Genomic DNA, 20418 nt, shown 5'->3' with positions numbered 1-20418 from the left:
CCCGACGACTGGGAGGGGCATCCGCTGCGCCGCGACTACGTCTCCTTCGGTGAGCCGGTCGCGTTCACCCACAACATCGAATGGGCCCTGCCCGCGGCGGAGCGTCCGCCGGGCATGCCCGGGTCGTCGCGCTGATGGCCGCCGTGCTCCCGCCCCCCGGCGGCCCCGGCCTGCCCGGCGGCGCCGACCAGGGCTTCGCCGAGGGCCGCCGCCGGCTCGGGGTGCCGCCGGATCTCGACAACGTGGAGCTGACCGAGATCGGCGACGACACCATGGAGCTGAACATGGGGCCGCAGCACCCGTCGACCCATGGGGTGCTGCGCCTGGTGCTCGACCTCGACGGCGAGGTGGTGCGGGGCTGCCGCCCCGACATCGGCTTCCTGCACACCGGCTTCGAGAAGGACTTCGAGCGCCACACCTACCAGCAGTGCATCCCCTACAGCGACCGGATGGACTACCTCGCGCCGCTGATCAACAACCTCGGCTTCTCGCTCGCCGCCGAGAAGCTGCTGGGGGTGGAGGTGCCGCCGCGGGGCCAGTACCTGCGGGTGATCATGTGCGAGCTGGCGCGCCTCGGCAGCCACCTGGTCTGGTTCGGCACCCACGCCATCGACATGGGCGCGACCACGCCGTTCCTCTACGCCTGGCGTGAGCGCGAGACCATCATGGACATCAACGAGCTGGTGAGCGGGGTGCGCATGCACACGTCGTTCATCCGAGTCGGCGGCCTGATGGCCGACGTCCCCGACGAGTTCGAGGCGATGGTGCGCAGGGTGGTGCACACCTTCCCGAAGGCGATCGACGAGTACGAGCTGCTGATCACCAAGAACCCGATCTGGCGGGAGCGCACCACCGGGCTGGGCACGATCAGCGCCGAGGACGCGCTCGCCTACGGGATGTCCGGGCCCTGCCTTCGCGGCAGCGGCGTCGCCTACGACCTGCGCAAGGCCCAGCCCTACAGCTCGTACGACCACTTCGACTTCGACGTGCCGATCGGCGTCAACGGCGACGTCTACGACCGCTACCTGGTGCGGATGCGGGAGATGCGCGAGTCGCTGCGGATCATCGAGCAGGCGCTCGACAACCTCCCGTCGGGGCCGGTGAACACCCTCGACCGCAAGGTCTCGCCGCCGCCGCGCAACGAGCTCAACACCAGCATGGAGTCGCTGATCCATCACTTCAAGCTGGTCACCGAGGGGTTCTCGGTGCCCCGAGGGCAGGTCTACCAGGCCGTGGAGTCGCCCCGCGGCGAGCTCGGCTTCTACATGGTCGCCGATGGCAGTAACCGCCCCTATCGCGTCAAGGTGCGCGCCCCATCGTTCAGCAACCTGTGCGCCCTGCCGTACATGGTCAAGGGCGAGCTGATCGCCGACGTGGTGGCGGTGATCGGGTCCATCGACATCGTGCTGGGGGACGTCGACCGGTGATGCTCGCGGCCCAGACCAGGGCGGAGATCGAGCACGCGCGTGGCCGCTACCCGCACCCGCGGTCGGCGATCCTGCCGTCGCTGTGGGCGGTGCAGCACGAGCTCGGCTGGCTGCCTCCGGAGGCGATGGCCGAGGTCGCCGAGCTGCTCGGGCTCGCCCCCAGCGAGGTCCAGGCGGTGGCGACCTTCTACTCGATGTACTTCAAGCGCCCGCCCGGCCGGCACCACATCCTGGTCTGCGTGAACGCGGCCTGCGCGCTGCGCGGCGCCGACGAGACCGCCGCCCACATCGAGCAGCGGCTCGGCTGCCCCTCGGGGACCACCACCGCCGACGGGATGTTCACCTGGGAGAGCACGATCGAGTGCCTGGGTGGCTGCGGCGGGGCGCCGATGATGCAGGTCGACCACCACTTCGAGGAGCACCTGACCCCGCAGCGGATCGACACGATCCTGGCGCGGGTCGCCGCCCAGCCCGCCGCCCACCGCGACGGGCCGCCCTCCCGGGTGCCCAATCCGCCTGCCGCGAACACGCCGCCCCCGCCCACCGCCGAGGGACCGCCCTCGGCGGGTGCGGCCGGGTAGGATCACCGCCCAGCAATGGCCGAGTACAAGCTGCTCACCAAGGACATCGGCGTCGAGGGCCTGCAGACGCTGCCCGTGTACGAGCGGAGAGGGGGCTACCAGGCGCTGCGCACCGCGCTCCGCGACCGCACCCCCGACGAGATCATCGAGCAGGTGAAGATCAGCGGGCTGCGCGGCCGGGGCGGCGCCGGCTTCCCCACCGGGACGAAGTGGTCGTTCCTGCCCCGCGACGTCTTCCCCCGCTACCTCTGCATCAACGCCGACGAGTCCGAGCCCGGCTGCTTCAAGGACCGCTACCTCATCGACGAGAACCCTCACCAGCTGATCGAGGGCATCGTCATCGCCGCCTACGCGCTGCAGGTGCAGCACGCGTTCCTGTACATCCGCGGCGAGTACCACGACCAGCGGCTGCTGCTCGAGCGCTGCGTCGAGGAGGCGCGCGCCGCCGGCTACATCGGCGAGCGCATCCTCGGCTCCGACTTCGGCTGCGACGTCATCGTCCACGGCGGTGCGGGCGCCTACATCTGCGGCGAGGAGACGGCGCTGATCGACTCGCTGGAGGGCTTCCGCGGCCAGCCCCGGCTGAAGCCGCCCTTCCCCGCGGTGAAGGGCCTCTACGGCAAGCCCACCGTGGTCAATAACGTCGAGACCCTGAGCAACCTCCCCCACATCGTCTCCCGCGGCGGCGAGTGGTTCAAGGCGATCGGCACCGAGCGCAGCACCGGCACCCGGGTGTGGTGCTGCAGCGGCCACATCGAGCGGCCCGGCTGCTACGAGATGGAGCTCGGACGGCCCATCCGCGAGCTCTTCGAGGAGCACTGCGGGGGGATGTGGAAGGGCCGGTCGCTGAAGGCGTTCCAGCCCGGCGGAGGCTCGATGCAGGTGCTCCTTCCCGAGCACCTCGACCTGCCCCTGGACATGGACGCGGTGATGAAGGCGGGCTCGTCGCTGGGCGCCGGCGCGATGATGTTCATGGACGAGACCACCTGCCTGGTCAACGTCTCGATGCGGCTGGTCGACTTCTACCACCACGAGTCCTGCGGCAAGTGCGCGCCCTGCCGCGAGGGCACGTACTTCGAGTCGCAGCTGATGCACCGCCTCGAGGCGGGGGTGGCCACCCTCGACGAGCTGGACACCCTCAAGGACATCTGCGCCAACATGGACGGCAAGTGCTTCTGCCCGCTGGGCGACACCGCCACCTGGTTCGTGATGTCCGCGTACCGTCACTTCCGGGCGGAGTTCGAGGCCCACTGCGGCGCCGGCGCCTGCCCGGTGACCGGCGCGCACCGGCCGCTGCTGGCGGGAACCGCATGACCCAGGCGGGGATGCCGCCGTCCGACGACGGCAGGGTCGAGGTCACCATCGACGGCCGGGTGACCCGCGCACCCAGGGGCCAGCTGGTGCTCGACGCCGCCGCCGACGTGGGCATCCACATCCCGATCTACTGCGCCCATCCCAAGATGGACCCGGTGGCGGTCTGCCGGATGTGCCTGGTCCAGGTCGAGAAGATGCCCAAGCTGCAGCCGGCCTGCGCCACCTACGTGAGCGAGGGCATGGTGATCCAGACCCAGACGGCGCCGGTCGCGAAGGCCCGCGAGGGGGTCCTGGAGTTCCTGCTCCTCAACCACCCGCTCGACTGCCCGGTGTGCGACCGGGGCGGTGAGTGCGACCTCCAGGACTTCGCCTTCCGCTACGGTCCCCAGACCTCACGGATGCCGATCACCGACAAGGTGCACTTCGACAAGGCGGTGCCGCTGTCGGACAGGATCGAGCTCGACCAGGAGCGCTGCATCCTCTGCTGGCGCTGCACCCGCTACTACGACGAGATCACCGGCGAGAAGGAGATCGTGCTCCAGCAGCGCGGGGTGCACACCTCGGTGGCCACCTTCGACTCCCGGCCGCTGCGCTCGGCGTTCCAGGGCAACCTCCCCGAGGTCTGCCCGGTGGGGGCGCTGACCCATCGCCAGTACCGCTTCGTCGCCCGTCCCTGGGACCTGCAGCGCGCCCGCAGCGTCTGCCCGGAGTGCTCGTACGGTTGCAACATCAACATCGACAGCCGCGAGTACGAGGTGAAGCGCTTCGCCTCGCGCGACAACCCGCTGGTCGACGACATGTGGCTCTGCGACCGCGGCCGCTACAGCGCCCCGCGCTGGAACCGCACCGACCGGGTGCGGCGGCCGGTGGTGCGCGCCGGTGGCGGCGGCGACCGGGAGGTCAGCGCCCAGCAGGCGGTGGGCGAGGCGGGACGCCGGCTGCGCGAGGTGCGCGACCAGCACGGCGCCAACGCCATCGGGGTGATCGGCTCGGCGGAGTGCACCAACGAGGAGGCCTGGCTGCTGCAGCGGCTGGCCCGCGAGGCGATCGGCACCACCCACCTCGACCACCAGCTCGACCCCTTCCCCGGGCTCGCCCCGGAGGAGCACGCCCTCGGCATCGCCGAGATCGAGGACTGCTCGGCGGTGGTGGTGCTCGGCGCCCGCCCCGAGCAGCAGGCGCCGGTGCTCACCCTGCGGCTCTTCAAGGCGCAGCGCAGGCGCGGCACCACCGTCCACCGGCTTCCGGTCGACGTCGACGACGCCACCCTTCGCGGCATCACCGGCGGCGCCCTGGTCGGGGTGATCGCCGACGAGGTCGACCGCGCCCAGGCAGCCCACGTGGCCCAGCTGCTCGCCGGCGCGAACACCGCGGTCCGCCGCCTCACCGTGACCCGCGGGGTCAACGGCCGCGGCTGCAAGGACCTGGGGCTGCTCCCCAACCTGCTCCCCGGCTACCGGCCCGCTCCGGGAGCGGGACGCTGCGGCACCGAGATCCTCGAGGCCACCAGCGCCGGCCAGGTCCGCGCCCTGGTGATCATGGGCTCGCACCCCTGGGCGGCGACCGCCGGGGTGGTGCTCACCAGCGCGCTCAACGCCGCCGACCTGGTGGTGGCGATCGAGACCCAGCCGGGGCCGGTCGCCCAGGCGGCGACGGTGCTGATCCCCGGCCACACCCACGTCGAGAAGGCGGGGACGGTGACCAACCTCGAGGGCCGGGTCCAGCGCATCCGCCAGGCCCTGCCCCCGGCCACCACCGTGCCCACCGAGCTGCGCGTGCTCTCCATGCTCGCCGCCGAGCTGGGGTGCGAGCGCTGGCCGGCGGAGATGGTGGCGGCCGGTCGCGAGCTCTCCGCCACCCTCCCCGCCTATGCGGAGGCGGGCAACGGCGGCCGCGCCCGCTGGCCGGTGCCGGTCTGATGCTCGCCGACATCTGGGGACTCCAGATCGGGCCCGACTACTGGTGGGTGATCGCGCTCAAGGGCGTGATCATCGTCCTCTTCCTCGCCACCGCCGCCGCCTACAGCACCTACGCCGAGCGCAAGGTGGCCGCCCACATCCAGCTGCGCATCGGCCCCAACCGGGTGGGCCCGCTCGGCCTGCTCCAGCCCGCCGCCGACGCGGTGAAGCTGCTCTTCAAGGAGAACGTCGCCCCCGCCGGCCGCGACAAGCTCCTCTACCTGATCGCCCCCGCGTTCGCCGCCGCCGCGGCGATCTTCGCCTTCGCCGTCATCCCGGTCAGCGGGGTCAGCACGGTGAACGGCTACCGGCTGCACTGGGACGTCGCCCACCTCAACGTGGGGCTGCTGTACATCCTCGCGGTCACCTCGCTCGGCGTCTACGCGATCTTCCTCGGCGGCTGGTCGGCGAACAGCAAGTACTCGCTGCTGGGTGCGCTGCGCTCCTCGGCGCAGCTCATCTCCTACGAGATGGCGGTGGCGTTCGCGCTGATGGGCGTGGTGATCCTCAGCCAGAGTCTCGACCTCGAGCAGATCGTGCTCGCCCAGCAGCACGCCTGGTTCGTGCTGCTCCAGCCGCTCGGCTTCCTCCTGTACTTCACCGGGGCGCTGGCCGAGACCAACCGTCTGCCCTTCGACCTGCCCGAGGCCGAGACCGAGCTGGTGGCCGGCTACCACACCGAGTACTCGGGGATGCGTTTCGGCTTCTACTTCCTCGGCGAGTACATCAACATGGTCACGGTCTGCGGCATCGCCACCACCCTCTTCCTCGGCGGCTGGCTGCCGATCCTGCCCTTCCTCGACTTCATCCCCGGCGTGCTGTGGTTCCTCGGCAAGGTGCTGCTGCTGCTCTTCGTGATGATGTGGATCCGCTGGACCCTGCCCCGGCTGCGCTACGACCGGCTGATGAACCTGGGCTGGAAGGTGATGCTGCCGCTCGGACTGCTCAACATCGCCGTCACCGGGGCGGTGGTGGCGATCAAGGCGTCGATGTGAGAGGGCGGCCGGGATGCTGATCGAGATCGTCAAGGGCATGGCCTTCACCCTCCGCCAGCTCTTCCGCAAGCCGATCACCCTGCAGTGGCCCGAGGAGCAGAAGCCGGCGATGCCCCGGCACCGCGGCCGTCACGTGCTCCACCGCTACGACAACGGGCTGGAGAGGTGCATCGGCTGCGAGCTCTGCTCCGGGGCCTGCCCGGTGGGCTGCATCTACGTCGAGCCCGCCGAGAACGACCCCGCCAACCCGGTCTCCCCCGGCGAGCGCTACGCGCGGCGCTACGAGATCAACCTGATGCGCTGCATCTACTGCGGATACTGCGCCGAGGCCTGCCCCACCGAGGCGATCACCCTGGGGCCGCGGTACGACCTCGCCGACTACCGGCGGGAGCGCACCGTGGCGGTCAAGGAGGACCTGCTCGAGGCCTGGCCGAACTTCGCGGCGAGCCTCCGCCCGAACCCGCGCGGCGCCGGCGCCGACCAGCGCGGCCAGGCGGGGCGCGCCCCCGGGGTCAGCCCGCGGCTGGCCTGGGACGAGGACGAGCGCATCCGCCGGGAGGGCGCCGAGCAGCCCGTGCCCGGCAATGCCGGCCTCGCCCCCCACGTCCCCACCGTCGCCGAGCCGCGGCGCGTCCAGAGGGACCGATGAGCGCGGTCGACCTGCTCGCCTACGTCGTCGCCGGCCTCGCGCTGGTGAGCGCGGCGGGGGTGGTGCTCTCGGCGAAGACCATCTACTCCGCGCTCTGCCTGGTCGGCAACATGGTGTCCCTGGCGGTGCTCTTCCTGCTGCTCAACGCGCAGTTCGTCGCCGCCGTCCAGATCATCATCTACGCCGGTGCGGTGATGGTCCTCTTCGTCTTCATCATCGCCCTGCTCGACCCCGGCCACGACCCCGACTACGAGGGGCCCCGCCGCGACCCCCGGCTCTGGGTGGGGATCGTGGCGGTCGGCTACATCACCGCCCAGGTCTTCGCCCTCGCCGTCAACGGGGTCACCTACTCGAAGACCGACCACGTGCTCCAGGGGCAGCGGCTGGCCCAGGCGGCGACCCCGGGCGACCAGCACAGCTTCGCCTTCGACCCGGCCACGGTGAACGCCGCCGGCAACGTCCAGGTGCTCGGCCGCGAGCTGTTCACCACCTTCCTGCTGCCGTTCGAGATCACCTCGCTGCTGCTCATCGTGGCCGCCGTCGGCGCCGTCTACCTGACCCGCCGGCTCCCCCACGCCCCCGCGGAGCCGCCGGAGGCGGCCTCGCCGGTGGGGGCGCTCCCCGAGGAGACCGCTCCCACGCCGGGGCGCGAGACGGTCGGGGTGGGCTGATGCTGAGCATCGACCTGTTCCCGCTGCTCCTCGGGCTCAGCGCCGCGATGTTCACCATCGGCTCGGTCGGGGTGCTGGTGCGCCGCAACCCGCTGGTGGTGCTGATGTCGATCGAGCTGATGCTCAACGCGGTGAACCTCGCCTTCGTCGACTACGGCCGCTACCTGAACAGCGAGGACGGGCAGATCTTCACCCTGGTGGTGATCGTGGTCGCCGCCGCCGAGGCGGTGGTCGGGCTCGCCCTGGTCAGCCAGGTCTACCGGTCCGGTCGCGAGCTCGACATCGACGACCTCAGCGAGATGCGCGAATGAGCTCCACCATGGCGGGGACGCTGGCCGTCCTCCTCTTCGCGCTCCCCCTCGCCGGCTGCCTCGGCAATGCGCTGCTGGGGCCGCGGCTGGGCCGCCGCTTCTGCAACATCCTCGGCCCCGGGGTGGTGCTCGCCGCCTTCGCCTGCGCGCTGGTGGCGCTGGTCGCCGTCCTCGGCGCCCACGAGGACGCCCGCTCCACCACGGTGACGCTCTGGCCCTGGCTCGACCTCGGCCCCCGCGCCCTGCGGGTGAACGTCGACATCACCATCGACCCCCTCAGCGTGCTGATGTGCCTGGTGATCACCGGGGTCGGGTTCCTCATCCACTGGTACAGCGTCGGCTACATGGCCGAGGACGAGACCCCCTGGCGGTTCTTCAGCTACATGAACCTGTTCATCTTCTCGATGCTGCTGCTGGTGCTCGCCGGGGACATGGTGATCCTGATCATCGGCTGGGCGATGGTGGCGCTGAGCAGCTACCTGCTGATCGGCTACTACTACGACCGGCCGAGCGCGGTGACCGCGGCCCGCAAGGCCTTCGTGACCCAGGTGATCGGCGACGTCGCCCTGGTGATCGCCGCCTTCATGATCGTCACCAACCTCAGGGTGCCGTCGCTCCAGCTGAACACGGTCTTCCACTACGCCCGCGACTCCTTCCCGCAGGGTGGGGCGCTGATCACCGGCATCTGCCTGCTCCTGGCGGTGGGCGCCTTCGCCAAGAGCGCCCAGTTCCCCCTCCACACCTGGCTGCCCGACGCCATGGAGGGCCCCACCCCGGTGAGCGCGCTGATCCACGCCGCCACCATGGTGACCGCGGGCGTCTACCTGATCGCCCGCTTCCACACCCTCTTCGACCTCGCCCCGGTGGCCCAGGGCGTGGTCGCCTGCGTGGGGATGGGCACGGCGGTGATGGCCGGCATCATCGCCCTGAGCCAGGTCGACATCAAGCGGGTCATCGCCTACTCGACGATGTCCCAGATCGGGCTGATGATCTTCGCCGTGGGCATCGGGGCCTACAGCGCGGGGATGTTCCACTTCGCCACCCACGCGGTCTTCAAGGCGCTGCTCTTCATGGCGGCGGGCAACGTCATCCACGCCCTCCACGACGAGCAGGACATCCGGCTGATGGGGGGCCTCGGGCTGACGATGCGGCAGACCGAGCGGTGCTTCCTCGCCGGCTCGCTGGCGCTGGCGGGCATCCCGATCTGGGCCGGCTTCTTCAGCAAGGAGGAGCTGCTCGGCCTCGGCTACAGCCACGGGCCGCTGGCGCCCACCCTGTACCTCGTCGGCCTCGGGGTCAACGTGCTCACCGGCCTCTACGCCTTCCGGCTGTACTTCACCGTCTTCCGCGGCGACCCGCAGACCGCCCGCACCTACGCCGCCCACGAGGCGCCGCCGGTGATGCTGCTGCCGGTCGTCATCCTCGCCGTGCTCAGCACCGTGGTCGGCCTCGCCCTGCTCCCCGGCATCCCCGGGGTGGTCGGGCCCTTCATCCTCGGCAGCTTCCTCGACCCGGTCTTCACCGCCTTCGGCGGGCAGGTGATCACCGAGCCGGGCCGGCTGGCGGGCTTCGTCACCGTGCTCTTCGGCACCGCCGCGAGCCTGATCGGCGCGGGGCTGGCGCGGCGGTGGTGGTACGAGCGCAGGCCCGACGCCCAGGTGGTGGCGGCGCGGGTGCCGCGGGCGCTCACCCAGCTGTCGCTGCACAAGTTCTACTTCGACGAGATCTACGACGCCATCCTGGTGCGGCCCACCCGGCAGGTCGCCCGAGGCCTGCGCACCGTGGTCGAGCCGGTCTACGCGGACGGCTGGGTCGAGGCGGTGGGCCGGGGCGCGGCCTGGATGTCGGAGACCTTCCGGGTGCTCCAGACCGGCCGGCTGCGCGACTACGCCACCGGCATGCTGGTCGCCGCCAGCGCCTTCGTGATCGTGCTCGCGGTGTTCGTGCGATGAGGGCGAGATGACCAACGTGCCCTGGCTGACCGTGGTGATGATGATCCCGCTGGGCACCGCGATCCTGCTCCAGCTCGTCCCCCGCTCCGACCGGGGGGCGATCAAGGCGGTCACCGTGCTCGGCACCCTGGCAACCGCCGGGCTGGTCGCCGGCCTGCTGATCGCCTTCACCAGGAACCCGGTGGTCCACGCCGTCGGCCCGGGGCCGCAGGGCCTGGTGCTCGCCTTCCAGTTCGAGGAGTTCCGCGAGTGGATCCCGCAGATCGGCGCCGCCTACCACCTCGGCCTCGACGGCCTCTCCGCCTGGCTGCTGGCGCTCGACGCCGGCGTCTTCCTGCTCGGCGCGGTGGCGATCTCGTCGCGGACCACCGAGCGGCTGAAGTTCTACTGCGGCCTGATGCTGGTCACCGAGGCGGCCACCATCGGAGTGCTGCTCAGCGTCGACATGCTGCTCTTCTACCTGTTCTGGGAGGGCATGCTCGTCCCTCTGTACTTCCTGCTCGCCAGCTACGGCGGCCGTGACCGGGGACGGGCGACGCTGAAGTTCATCGGCTACACCGTCGCCGGCAGCCTGCTGATGCTGCTGGCGATCATCTACCTGTACGTCCACTCCCGGACCACGGCGACCGGCCATGCGAGCTTCGACCTGCTGGCGCTGATGCTCTACCCCGGCGACTCCCAGCAGCCGGTGACCTTCCTCAACATCCAGCTGCTCACCCCGCAGCAGTTCGCCTTCGTCGCCTTCGCCCTGGCCTTTGCGATCAAGGTGCCGCTGGTGCCCTTCCACACCTGGCTGCCCGACTCGTATGCGAACTGCCCGCCGGCCACGCTCACCTTCTTCGCCGGGATCGTGAGCAAGCTCGGCGCCTTCGGCTTCATCCGCTACGGGCTCACCCTCTTCCCCGGCCCGGTGCACGACTTCCAGTGGATCCTCGAGGGGCTGGCCATCCTCAGCATCATCTACGGCGCGATGCTCGCCCTCGCCCAGAGCGACATCAAGCGCATCGTCGCCTACTCGAGCATCAGCCACCTCGGCTTCATCGCGCTCGGCATCTTCGCGCTCAACCTCAACGGGGTGAACGGCGCCATCATCCAGATGGTCAACCATGGCCTCATCATCGCCGCCCTCTTCCTGGTGGTCGGCTACATCGAGGCCCGCACCGGCACCCGCGACCGCCACGCGATCTCCGGGCTGGAGCGGCGGATGCCCTGGCTCTACGCGCTCTTCCTGATCATCACCCTGGCCGGCCTGGGCATGCCCGGGATGAACAGCTTCGTGGGCGAGTTCACGATCATGCTCGGCGCCTTCCAGGCCAGCCCGCTGCTCGCGGTGCTCGCCGGGGTGGGGGTGGTGCTCGCCTGCTGGTACATGCTCCGGCTCCACCAGGGGCTGATGCACGAGCCGCTCTCGCCGGCCGCCGAGACGGTGCGCGACATCGGCGCCGGCGAGCGGATGGTGCTGCTGCCGCTGGCCGCCCTGATGATCCTGATCGGGGTCTATCCCAAGCCGCTGGGCGACATCACCCGGAGCAGCGCCGCCCAGTACGTCATCCGCGCGTCGGCGCCGCCGCCGCCGCTGGCCGCGGCGCCCCGGCCGCCGGTGGCCACCGTGGGCAGGCCATGATCCAGGCCCTCATCGCCACGATCACCATGCCCGGCCTGCCGCCGACCGACGACCTGGTCCGGCTGCTGCCGGTGCTGATCCTCAGCGCCGGCTTCGTGCTGCTGCTGATGCTCGACCTGGTCACCCCGACCTCGGCACGGACCGCCCTGGCGGTGCTCGCCGCGGTGTTCCTCGCCGCCACCCTCGGCTCGGTGATCCTCGGCTGGTTCGACACCGCCCACCACGGGCTCGCCTACTACGGCAGCTACGCCTACGACCGCTTCAGCCTCTTCGTCGACGGCATCATCCTGGCGAGCGCGCTGGTGGTGGTGCTGATCAGCCCCGGCTACCTCAACCGCCGCGGCCTCCACTACGGCGAGTACTACGCGCTGATCCTCGGCGCCACCGTGGGGATGATGCTGCTCGCCGCCGCCTCGAGCCTGATCGTGATCTTCCTCGGTATCGAGCTGCTCTCGGTGTCGCTCTACATCCTCTGCGGCTTCGCCCACACCGAGGAGCGCTCCCAGGAGTCGGCGCTGAAGTACCTGATGCTCGGCGGCTTCGCCTCCGGCTTCCTGCTCTACGGCATGGCGCTGGTCTACGGCGAGACCGGGCACACCACCCTGACCGGAATCCGCGCCTCGCTGGACGCCCTCCACGGCACCGATTCGCTGCTGCTCATCGGCATCGGGCTGATGTTCGTCGGGTTCGCCTTCAAGATCAGCGCCGCGCCCTTCCACACCTGGACGCCGGACGTGTACCAGGGGGCGCCGACCTCGGTGACCACGTTCATGAGCGTGACCACCAAGGTGGCGGCGTTCGCGGCGCTGATCCGGGTCTTCAGCTCGACCTTCGAGGGCTCGTACGTCAAGTGGAACGGCATCGTCGCCTTCGTGGCGATCGTCTCCATGGTGATCGGCAACCTCGCCGCCCTCGGCCAGACCAGCGTGAAGCGGATGCTCGCCTACTCGGGCGTCGCCCAGGCCGGCTACATGCTGATCGGCGTCGCCGTGCAGTCACCGCAGGCGACGATCGGCTCCCTCTACTACCTCGCCGCGTACGCCGCCATGAACATCGGCGCCTTCGCGGTGATCACGACGATGGCGGGGAGGGGAGAGGACCTCGACAGCTACGACTCGATCCGCGGGCTCGCCTTCCGGCGCCCCTACGTGGCCGCGGCGATGGGACTGTTCCTCTTCTCGCTCGGAGGCTTCCCGCCGACCGCGGGCTTCTTCGGCAAGTTCTTCGTCTTCAGCGCGGCCATCCAGCACGGCCAGATCGCGCTCGCCCTCTGGGGCATCGCCACCTCGGCCGTCTCGGTCTTCTACTACCTGAAGGTCGGCCTGCTGATGTACTCGCGTCCCCGCGAGGGCGAGGCCGGCTACGACTGGGCGCGCACCACCGCCGGGGGCGGGGTCGCCCTCGTCGCCACCACCGTGGGCACGCTGGTGCTGGGCATCTTCACGTTCCTGATCTACAGCGCCGCCACCCTGGCGCAGGTGGGGACGTTCCCCGTCCCGCCCAACAGCTGAGCGGAGCCGGGAGACGGCTCCAGACAGGGGGAGAACCATGGCAGCAGATGCCGCGCCGCTCGCCGGCAGGACGATTCTCATGTCCGGCGGCAGCCGGGGCATCGGGCTGGCGATCGCCCTGCGCGCTGCCCGCGACGGCGCCAACGTGGCCATCATCGCCAAGACCACCGAGCCCCACCCCCGGCTCGAGGGCACCATCCACACCGCGGCGGCCGAGATCGAGGCCGCCGGCGGCAGCGCGCTGGCGATCGTCGGCGACGTCCGCGACGACGGGAGTGTCGCCGGCGCCGTCGCCCAGACCGTCGAGCGCTTCGGCGGCATCGACATCGTGGTCAACAACGCCAGCGCGATCGACCTGTCCGGCTCCGAGTCGCTGTCGATGAAGAAGTACGACCTGATGCAGGACATCAACTGCCGGGGCACCTTCCTGCTGAGCAGGACGGCGATCCCGCACCTGCGGAAGGCCGCCAACCCCCACATCCTCACCCTGTCGCCGCCGCTCAGCCTCGACCCGAAGTGGTACTCGGGGCACCTCGGCTACACCCTGGCCAAGTTCGGCATGAGCATGACCACGCTCGGCTTCGCCCGGGAGTTCGCCGACGACGGCATCGCCGCCAACTCGCTGTGGCCGCGCACCCTGATCGCCACCGCCGCGGTGCGCAACCTGCTCGGCGGCGACGCGGCGCTGCAGCGCTCGCGCAAGCCGGAGATCTACGCCGACGCCGCCCACGCGATCCTCCGGCGTCCCAGCCGCAGCTGCACCGGCAACTTCTACCTGGTCGAGGACGTGCTCGCCGAGGAGGGCGTCACCGACCTCAGCGCCTACGGCTACGGCGGCTCCGACGCCGACCTCCAGGTGGACATCTACGTGGACGAGCTGGCCCCGGCGTTCAGCTGAGCCGGCCAGCCCTCCATCACGTACTCCCGGGCGACGTCGAGGGAGACCAGGCCGCAGCCGAGCAGCCGGTCGTGGAAGTCGCGCAGCCTGAAGCCGGGGCGGCCGGCGAGGGCCTCGCGCCAGCGCAGGATCTCGAGCTTCCCGTAGGTGTAGACCAGGTACATCGGGTCGTGGGTGGCGCGCATCGCCTCCCGCTCGGCGGCGATCCGGGGGATGTGGGCGCGCTCCATGAACAGCCGGGTGCCCTCCTCGAGGCTCATCCCCTCGGTGTGGATGCCGAGGCTGCAGCGGAAGCGGCAGGCGCGGAGCAGCGCATCCTGGAGCTGGGCGAGGTGGAGGAGGGGGCGGCCGTCGGCGAGCCCCTGCTCGACGCCGAGCTGCTCGGTGTAGTGGGCCCAGCCCTCGCTCACCGCCGGGAACCAGAAGGCGCGGCGGATCAGGCCGGAGCGGCGCGAGGCGCAGACGGCGTGGACGAAGTGGCCCGGGTAGACCTCGTGGACGGAGATGTTCTCCAGGCAGGCGAGGTTGAGGTGGCGGAGCCACTGGTCGGCCTGCTCGTCGCTCCAGCCCGGCTGCACCGGGGTCACGAAGTAGTTGTGGGGAAGACCAGGGGGGTCGAGCGGCCCGGGGTTGTCGTAGGCGGCGGTCACCCAGGACATGAACGCCGGGGTGGCCCGGACCCGGCAGTGCACCTCGGGGTCGATGGTCACCACCCCGGTGGCGGTCCAGAAGTCGCGGAGCCGGTCGAGCATCCCGGCGGTGGTGGCGAGCAGGCCGGCGGCGGTGGGGCGCTCGGCCTCGAGGGCGGCGAAGGCGGCGTCGAGACCGCCGGCCCCGATCTCGCCGGCGACCTCGGCGGTGGCCGCGGTGAGCCGGTCGAGCTCCGCGCTGGCCTGGCCGATCAGCGCCCCGGCGGTCTCGCGCGCCCCCTCCTGGGCCTCGAGCATGGCGCAGAACCGGGCCGCGCCGAGGACATCGTCGTCGAGGCCGCGGCGTGCCTCGACGGCTGCCGCGAAGGCCTCGCAGGCGGCGGTGCCGCCGTCGAGGGCCGCCTCGAGGCGGCGGGCGAGCCCGGGGTCGCCGAGGTCGCCGAGCTCGCCGCGCACCTCGTCGCGGTAGAAGGAGGCGTAGCCCCTCGCCGCCTCGATCGCCTGGGCGCGCGGACCCGCGGGCAGCTCGGGGTCGAGCATCGCCGCCGCCTCGCCGAGCCAGGCGGGGAGCTGCTCGAGGTGCCGGCAGACCGCCGCCGCCCGGTCGGCCACGGGGGCGTAGTCGCGGGTGACGTAGCCGAAGACGTCGGCGCCCCGCCAGAGCGCCCACTGCGGGTCGTGCCAGGGGTCGCGCAGCTCGGTGAGCCGGAAGTGCTCGTCGGCCACCAGGCGCCGGCTCATCCCCAGGTCGGCCCGGCCCTCGGTGTCGAGGGTGGCGGGGTCGAGCCCCCCCAGCTCGGCGGCGAGGGCCTCGAGCTCGGCGGCGCGCCGGGCCATCGCCGCGTCGCCGACGTCGCCGAGGACGCCGTCGAAGCGGTGGTCGCCGCTCGACCGGCCGGTCGCCGGGCAGGCGGCGAAGTGCTCGGCGACGGTGCGCGCGGTGAGGGTGGCGAGGCGATCGTGGGGTTCGGGCACGGGGCGCCGAGTCTAGCCCGCACCGGCCGGCGGCTACACTCGCGATTCCAGAGGAGAAGCGTGGACGTCCAGCTCAGAGCCCGGCTCGCCGAGATCGTCACCGCCCGGGGGGTCAACGGCCGTCTCGACTCGGTCGCGCCGCGGAGCACCGCGGAGGTGGCCGCCGTCTGCCGCGCCTGCGCCGAGCTGGGCACCCCGATCAGCGTGGTCAGCGGCCAGGTGACCGACCCCGCCCCGGGGGGCAGGGCGATCACGGTGTCGCTCGGCCGGCTCGACCAGGTCCACGTCGAGCCGGGGGCGATGGTGGTGCGCGCCGGCGCCGGGGCGACGCTGGTGTCGCTCCGGGTGGCCGTCGACGCCGCCGCGCTGGGGCTCGTCGGCGTCCCCGGCGGCGGCCCCGGGTCGGCGGTCCACGCCGGCAGCCTGGTGGCCCGCGGCCAGCTTCCCCGGCGGGCGCTCACCGGGGTGGTGGCGGTGCTCCCCGAGGGCGAGGTGGTGCGCGCCGGCGGCGGTGTCCTCAAGGACGTGACCGGCTACGACCTCACCGGCGCCCTGCTCGGCAGCATGGGCCGGCTCGCGCTGGTCACCGAGGTCGTCTTCCGGCTCCAGCCCCGCCAGGCCAGGACCACCGCTCCGGAGGGCCCGCTGGGTCTGGCCACGGCGTCGAGCGAGCTGCTCCGCCTGGCCTTCGACCCCGACGGCCTCCTGGTCGCGGCCAGGTAGCCGCGTCGATGCGGGGTCGCGAGCGCGCCGCGCGCTTCTGGCGCGAGTACACGCGGATGCGCACCGCCATCCTCTTCCTCATCGGCATCGTGCTGATCGTGCTGGTGGGGTCGTTCGTCCCCCAGCAGGAGACCTCGCAGCAGGCCAAGGTCGACGAGTTCCTGCTCGCCCACCAGAATCTCGACGCCCTCACCTCGCACCTGGGATTCCCGCTGACCCAGGTCTTCGTGTCGCCGCTCTTCTACGTGCTCCTCGGCAGCCTGTACATCGCCCTGGCCTCGTGCGTGCTCCGCCGCGGCACCGCGCTGGTGCGGCGCACCCTGCGGGGCCACCGGCGGACCCCGCAGTACTGGGGGGAGTGGGGCTCCTGGCTCTTCCACACCTCCTTCTTCCTGCTGCTCATCGCGGTGGTCTGGGGCAAGGCGACCGGCTTCGAGGGCATCGTCACCGTCACCGAGGGCGACCGGGTCACCGAGGCGCGCACCGGCTTCGACACCCTCCGCGAGGGCTTCCTCTTCGACGGCCACCACGCCGGCTACCAGGTGGCGCTGAACCACTTCCACGCCGGCTACGCCGCCAACGGCGCGCCCAGCGACTTCGTGAGCAACGTCACCGTCTACGACCGGGGGCGGGCGGTGGAGACCCGCGACGTCCGGGTGAACGACTTCCTCGGCTACCGCGACGTCGACTTCTACCAGCAGGACTACGGCTGGGCGCCCCACCTGGTGGTGCAGAACCCCGCCGGGCGGGTGGTCTACGACGGCAGGGTGCAGCTCTTCGGCAACGACAAGAGCGCCCAGACCGGGGTGCTCAAGCTGCCCGACTTCGGCTACTCGCTGCCCGGCGCCGCCCGCCCGGTGCAGATCGGCGCCAAGCTGGTCGCCTTCCCCGACGCCCGTGCCCGGCAGCAGCTCGGCCCCGACGGCGGCGCCACCGGCTACGGACCGGGTGGCCAGGAGGCCCGCAACCCGGTGATGCTGGTGCAGCTCTACGTCGGCGACCTCGGTCTCGACACCGGCCGGCCCCAGGACGTCACCCAGCTCGACACCCGCGGGATGTCGCCCTACTTCCAGGACGGCCGCAGCCTGCCGGTGCCGGTGGGCGGCTCGCTGCGCCTCCCCCTCGCGGGCACCGACTGCTCCGCCGGGCCGGCCTCGGCCTGCTTCACCGTCTCCTTCCCCGAGCTGCGCCAGTACTCCCTCTTCCACGTGAAGAGGGACCAGGGGGTGCCGCTGGTCTACGCCTCCTTCGTGATGGTGATGGTGGGCCTGCTCAGCAAGCTCTATCTCCGTCCCCTGCTCGAGGCCCGGGCGCGCCGCCGTCGCGGTGGCCGGCCCCGGGCCGGGGATCAGGCCGAGGCTCCGCCCACCCCCGCGTCCGACTACGCGTGGCTGGCGTCGGCCGCCGCCGAGTCGCCGGCGGAGACCCCGGTCTCCTCGGGCGGGAGGTAGCGCTTCCCCGCCAGCCGCTCGCCCTCGAAGTCGAGCTCGAGCATCCCCCCCTTGGCGCACTCGAGGCGATGGAGGGCCCAGGCGCGCCGGCGTTCGCTCTCCACCCAGAAGGCCTGGATGGGGTCGCCGTGGCTGACGCAGATGCCGCCCTGACCGGGGTGGTCTCGGACCAGGCGGAGCAATGGAGCGCGCACCCGCGCGGCCATCTCGGCGACGGTCTCGTCGTTGGGGAGGAGGCCCGGCCAGAGCATGTGCACCCCCCAGAGCGGCCTGCGCCAGACGATGTTCAGGTTGGCCCGCACCCCCTGGAGGTAGTGGCCGAAGCGGGCCTCGACCAGCTCGGGGGTGGTGGTGACGGGGACGCCGTCGAGGTGGGAGGCGATGATCCGGGCGGTCTGCTGGGCCCGCTCGAGGGGGCTCGCATAGATCTGGCGCACCGGGGTCCCGGCCAGCCGCTCGCCGAGGGCGTGGGCCTGGCGCACCCCCTTCTCGCTGAGCCGGAAGCCCTCGAGGTGCCCGTAGAGCACCCGGTCCGGATTCTCGACGTCGCAGTGGCGGACCAGGTAGACACGCGTCGTGGCAGGGGACTGGCTCATCGGTCGGATCTTCTCAACTTCAGGGGCGCCCGCTCCACGCCGGCGCATCCGCTTCCCTGGTTAAAAAAGAAGGGGCCGGCACGGAATCCGCCACCGGCCCCCGCAACTGGGGAGAGAAACACATCGTTGGGAGCGCCGCGAACGGCGCTAGCACGATGGTACCCCGAACCACCTGCTCAAGGGAACTAGCAGCTTCGATCGCGTCGTTCGTGGCGGTCGGCGCAGCATCCGACCGGACGGTCGCGGGAGCGGCGGTGACCCTCCCCTCAGTCAGCCGGCACCCAGCACCGTCTCGCAGACCGAGCACTGGATCGGGGACTCGGGGTCGACCCTGTCCTCGGTGATCCACACCAGGCGGCCGCCGCCGACCAGCGTGTGCATCGGGTCGGTGGCGCCCTGGAGGGCGTGCTCGGTGCAGCGGGGCTCGCCGTCGAGGCGGGCGCCCACCACCTCCACCGGCTTCATCGCCGGCTCGCGCCAGCGCCCACCCATGCGCCCGGGGAGGTCGGGGTCGCGGCGGAAGGTCTCACCCATGGTCGTGGCTCCGTAGCTTGAATCGCTGGATCTTTCCGGTCGCGGTCTTGGGAAGCTGCTCGCAGAGGACCACGCGGCGGGGTCGCTTGAAGGCGGCGAGGCGGGCCCGGCAGAACTCGATCAGGTCGTCGGGCGAGACCGATCGGCCGGGCCGCACCACCACGTGGGCGACCGGGCGCTGGATGCCGTCGGCGTCGCTCTCGGCGACCACCGCGGCCTCGACCACGTCCTCGTGGGCGACCAGCGTCGCCTCGACCTCGGCGGGCGAGACCCAGATGCCGCCCACCTTCAGCATGTCGTCGGAGCGCCCGCAGTGCCGGTAGACGCCGTCCTCGCCGCGCACGTACATGTCGCCGGTGCGCGCCCAGTCGCCGCAGAAGATCCGGCGGGTCACCGCGGTGCGGCACCAGTACCCGGTGGCGAGCGACTCGCCACGCACCATGAGGTGGCCGGGCTCGTCGCCGTCGACCTCCGCACCGGCGTCGTCGACCAGCCGCACCTGGTAGCCGGGCACCGGGGTGCCGGAGCTGCCCGGGACCACCGCGCCGGGACGGTTGCTGAGGAAGATATGGAGCGCCTCGGTGCTCCCGAGCCCGTCGAGGATCTCGACGCCGAAGCGCTCCCGGAAGCGCTCGAGCACCGGGGCGGGCAGCCCCTCACCGGCGGACACGCCCTGGCGCACCGAGGCGAAGGTGTCCTCGGGGAGGTCGGCGGCGAGCAGCCCGGCGTAGAAGGTGGGAGTGGCGAAGAAGAGCGTCGGCCGCTCCGCGGCCACCAGCGCCGCCACCGATGCCGGGCTGGGCGGGCCGGGCTCGAGGATCACCGTGGCGCCGACGGAGAAGGGGAAGCTGAGCGAGTTGCCCAGCCCGTAGGCGAAGAACAGCTTGGCGATGCTGAAGCAGCGGTCGTCGGGGCGGATGCCGAGCACCAGGCTGCCGTAGGTCTCGGCGGTGAAGGGGATGTCGGCGTGGCGGTGCATCGCCCCCTTGGGCTGGCCGGTCGTCCCCGAGGTGTAGAGCCAGAACGCCGGGGCGTCGCGGTGGGTCGCCAGCGGCGCGCCATCGGCGCCGGCGCCCGCCGCCAGCCAGTCGTCCCAGCGGTGCACCCGCGCGGCGCCCGTGACCGGCCCGGGATCGCCGCCGCACACCACCAGGTCGGCGAGCCCGCCGCCGCCCGCGGCCATCGCCCGGCCGCCCTCGAGGAACGGCTCGGACACCACCGCCAGGCGGGCCCGCGAGTCGGCGGCGAGGAAGCCGAGGTCGGCGGGCGTCGACATCGTCGACAGCGGCACCGGCACCGCCCCCATCCGCATCGCCCCGCAGAAGGCGGCGACCATCTCGGGGCCGTCGACCATCACCAGCAGCACCCGCTCCTCGGGCCGCACCCCGCTGTGGCGCAGCGCCGCGGCGACGGCGGCCGCCTCGGCGGTCAGCTCCGCATAGGTGTGGTCGCGGCCGCGGCACCGGACCGCGACCCGGTCTCCGTCGCCGGCGGCGAGCCTCCGGTCGAGCAGCCACTCGCAGGCGTTGAGCCGGTCCGGCAGGGTCGCCGGAACGGTGCTGCCGGTGGTCGCGCTCGCGGTCGTCATCCTCGCTCCT

At 71.8% G+C, this 20418-nt stretch carries 18 protein-coding genes; 14 read left to right on the top strand and 4 right to left on the bottom strand.

The genetic code is table 11. The features are described 5' to 3' along the window. Positions 1–272: 272 nt before the first annotated feature. Genes nuoD through VGL20_06510 form a run of 12 tightly spaced genes read left to right on the top strand, consistent with a single transcriptional unit; the run spans position 273 to position 13891 of the window. Positions 273–1427 (top strand): NADH dehydrogenase (quinone) subunit D, encoded by a 1155-nt coding sequence (gene nuoD, locus VGL20_06565; protein ID HEY2703335.1) that lies wholly within the window; start codon positions 273–275, stop codon positions 1425–1427. Beyond that, on the top strand, positions 1427–2008 hold the full coding sequence (gene nuoE / locus VGL20_06560) for an NADH-quinone oxidoreductase subunit NuoE (GenBank protein HEY2703334.1): 582 nt from the start codon (positions 1427–1429) through the stop codon (positions 2006–2008). Before nuoD ends, nuoE begins: the two co-directional genes overlap by 1 nt. Before the next feature lie 15 nt (positions 2009–2023). Next, on the top strand, positions 2024–3322 hold the full coding sequence (gene nuoF, locus VGL20_06555; protein ID HEY2703333.1) for an NADH-quinone oxidoreductase subunit NuoF: 1299 nt from the start codon (positions 2024–2026) through the stop codon (positions 3320–3322). Continuing rightward, positions 3319–5241 (top strand): molybdopterin-dependent oxidoreductase, encoded by a 1923-nt coding sequence (locus VGL20_06550; GenBank protein ID HEY2703332.1) that lies wholly within the window; start codon positions 3319–3321, stop codon positions 5239–5241. Before nuoF ends, VGL20_06550 begins: the two co-directional genes overlap by 4 nt. Next, a complete protein-coding gene (gene nuoH, locus VGL20_06545; protein HEY2703331.1) occupies positions 5241–6275 on the top strand; it encodes an NADH-quinone oxidoreductase subunit NuoH in 1035 nt (344 codons plus the stop codon). The genes VGL20_06550 and nuoH overlap by 1 nt, the downstream gene beginning before the upstream one ends. Positions 6276–6288: 13 nt before the next feature. Further along, positions 6289–6924, top strand: coding sequence for an NADH-quinone oxidoreductase subunit NuoI (gene nuoI, locus VGL20_06540; GenBank protein HEY2703330.1), 636 nt, complete (start codon positions 6289–6291; stop codon positions 6922–6924). Then, on the top strand, positions 6921–7595 hold the full coding sequence (locus VGL20_06535) for an NADH-quinone oxidoreductase subunit J (protein HEY2703329.1): 675 nt from the start codon (positions 6921–6923) through the stop codon (positions 7593–7595). The genes nuoI and VGL20_06535 overlap by 4 nt, the downstream gene beginning before the upstream one ends. Beyond that, the gene (gene nuoK, locus VGL20_06530; protein ID HEY2703328.1) at positions 7595–7906 is read left to right on the top strand and encodes an NADH-quinone oxidoreductase subunit NuoK; all 312 of its coding nucleotides are present in this window, start codon (positions 7595–7597) and stop codon (positions 7904–7906) included. The genes VGL20_06535 and nuoK overlap by 1 nt, the downstream gene beginning before the upstream one ends. Next, a complete protein-coding gene (gene nuoL, locus VGL20_06525; GenBank protein HEY2703327.1) occupies positions 7903–9858 on the top strand; it encodes an NADH-quinone oxidoreductase subunit L in 1956 nt (651 codons plus the stop codon). Before nuoK ends, nuoL begins: the two co-directional genes overlap by 4 nt. Positions 9859–9865: 7 nt before the next feature. Further along, positions 9866–11482: an NADH-quinone oxidoreductase subunit M gene (locus VGL20_06520; protein ID HEY2703326.1), complete on the top strand. Its 1617-nt coding sequence runs from the start codon at positions 9866–9868 to the stop codon at positions 11480–11482. After that, the gene (locus VGL20_06515; protein HEY2703325.1) at positions 11479–12993 is read left to right on the top strand and encodes an NADH-quinone oxidoreductase subunit N; all 1515 of its coding nucleotides are present in this window, start codon (positions 11479–11481) and stop codon (positions 12991–12993) included. Before VGL20_06520 ends, VGL20_06515 begins: the two co-directional genes overlap by 4 nt. Positions 12994–13030: 37 nt before the next feature. Then, entirely contained in the window at positions 13031–13891 is an 861-nt protein-coding gene (locus tag VGL20_06510) for an NAD(P)-dependent oxidoreductase (GenBank protein HEY2703324.1), read from the top strand. On the opposite strand, the gene VGL20_06505 is transcribed toward VGL20_06510, so the two are convergent. Beyond that, positions 13858–15516, bottom strand: coding sequence for a DUF885 family protein (locus VGL20_06505; protein ID HEY2703323.1), 1659 nt, complete (start codon positions 15514–15516; stop codon positions 13858–13860). The genes VGL20_06510 and VGL20_06505 overlap by 34 nt on opposite strands. Positions 15517–15576: 60 nt before the next feature. On the opposite strand from VGL20_06505, the gene VGL20_06500 reads away from it, so the two are divergent. Together VGL20_06500 and VGL20_06495 are read left to right on the top strand one after the other, a co-directional pair. Further along, a complete protein-coding gene (locus VGL20_06500; GenBank protein HEY2703322.1) occupies positions 15577–16239 on the top strand; it encodes an FAD-binding oxidoreductase in 663 nt (220 codons plus the stop codon). A gap of 8 nt (positions 16240–16247) precedes the next feature. Beyond that, positions 16248–17690 carry a cytochrome c biogenesis protein ResB gene (locus VGL20_06495; protein HEY2703321.1) on the top strand — a complete coding sequence of 481 codons (1443 nt, stop codon included), beginning with the start codon at positions 16248–16250 and terminating at the stop codon, positions 17688–17690. On the opposite strand, the gene VGL20_06490 is transcribed toward VGL20_06495, so the two are convergent. From VGL20_06490 to VGL20_06480, 3 genes are all read right to left on the bottom strand, one after another. Beyond that, complete coding sequence (locus VGL20_06490) at positions 17621–18286, bottom strand: histidine phosphatase family protein (protein ID HEY2703320.1); 666 nt, start codon at positions 18284–18286, stop codon at positions 17621–17623. The genes VGL20_06495 and VGL20_06490 overlap by 70 nt on opposite strands. A gap of 270 nt (positions 18287–18556) precedes the next feature. Further along, on the bottom strand, positions 18557–18820 hold the full coding sequence (locus VGL20_06485) for a hypothetical protein (GenBank protein ID HEY2703319.1): 264 nt from the start codon (positions 18818–18820) through the stop codon (positions 18557–18559). After that, positions 18813–20408, bottom strand: a complete 1596-nt coding sequence (locus VGL20_06480; GenBank protein ID HEY2703318.1) for a benzoate-CoA ligase family protein — start codon at positions 20406–20408, stop codon at positions 18813–18815. The genes VGL20_06485 and VGL20_06480 overlap by 8 nt, the downstream gene beginning before the upstream one ends. Between the last annotated feature and the right edge of the window lie 10 nt (positions 20409–20418).

This window comes from Candidatus Dormiibacterota bacterium, assembly GCA_036495095.1.
Taxonomy (GTDB): Bacteria; Chloroflexota; Dormibacteria; order Aeolococcales; family Aeolococcaceae; genus CF-96.
This window is presented reverse-complemented; position numbering and strand designations above follow the sequence as displayed.

Coding starts and splice junctions, on each gene's coding strand:
- nuoD (HEY2703335.1), top strand. CDS start 273: ATGGAGCTGAACATGGGGCCGCAGCACCCGTCGACCCATGGGGTGCTG.
- nuoE (HEY2703334.1), top strand. CDS start 1,427: ATGCTCGCGGCCCAGACCAGGGCGGAGATCGAGCACGCGCGTGGCCGC.
- nuoF (HEY2703333.1), top strand. CDS start 2,024: ATGGCCGAGTACAAGCTGCTCACCAAGGACATCGGCGTCGAGGGCCTG.
- VGL20_06550 (HEY2703332.1), top strand. CDS start 3,319: ATGACCCAGGCGGGGATGCCGCCGTCCGACGACGGCAGGGTCGAGGTC.
- nuoH (HEY2703331.1), top strand. CDS start 5,241: ATGCTCGCCGACATCTGGGGACTCCAGATCGGGCCCGACTACTGGTGG.
- nuoI (HEY2703330.1), top strand. CDS start 6,289: ATGCTGATCGAGATCGTCAAGGGCATGGCCTTCACCCTCCGCCAGCTC.
- VGL20_06535 (HEY2703329.1), top strand. CDS start 6,921: ATGAGCGCGGTCGACCTGCTCGCCTACGTCGTCGCCGGCCTCGCGCTG.
- nuoK (HEY2703328.1), top strand. CDS start 7,595: ATGCTGAGCATCGACCTGTTCCCGCTGCTCCTCGGGCTCAGCGCCGCG.
- nuoL (HEY2703327.1), top strand. CDS start 7,903: ATGAGCTCCACCATGGCGGGGACGCTGGCCGTCCTCCTCTTCGCGCTC.
- VGL20_06520 (HEY2703326.1), top strand. CDS start 9,866: ATGACCAACGTGCCCTGGCTGACCGTGGTGATGATGATCCCGCTGGGC.
- VGL20_06515 (HEY2703325.1), top strand. CDS start 11,479: ATGATCCAGGCCCTCATCGCCACGATCACCATGCCCGGCCTGCCGCCG.
- VGL20_06510 (HEY2703324.1), top strand. CDS start 13,031: ATGGCAGCAGATGCCGCGCCGCTCGCCGGCAGGACGATTCTCATGTCC.
- VGL20_06495 (HEY2703321.1), top strand. CDS start 16,248: ATGCGGGGTCGCGAGCGCGCCGCGCGCTTCTGGCGCGAGTACACGCGG.
- VGL20_06490 (HEY2703320.1), bottom strand. CDS start 18,286: ATGAGCCAGTCCCCTGCCACGACGCGTGTCTACCTGGTCCGCCACTGC.
- VGL20_06485 (HEY2703319.1), bottom strand. CDS start 18,820: ATGGGTGAGACCTTCCGCCGCGACCCCGACCTCCCCGGGCGCATGGGT.
- VGL20_06480 (HEY2703318.1), bottom strand. CDS start 20,408: ATGACGACCGCGAGCGCGACCACCGGCAGCACCGTTCCGGCGACCCTG.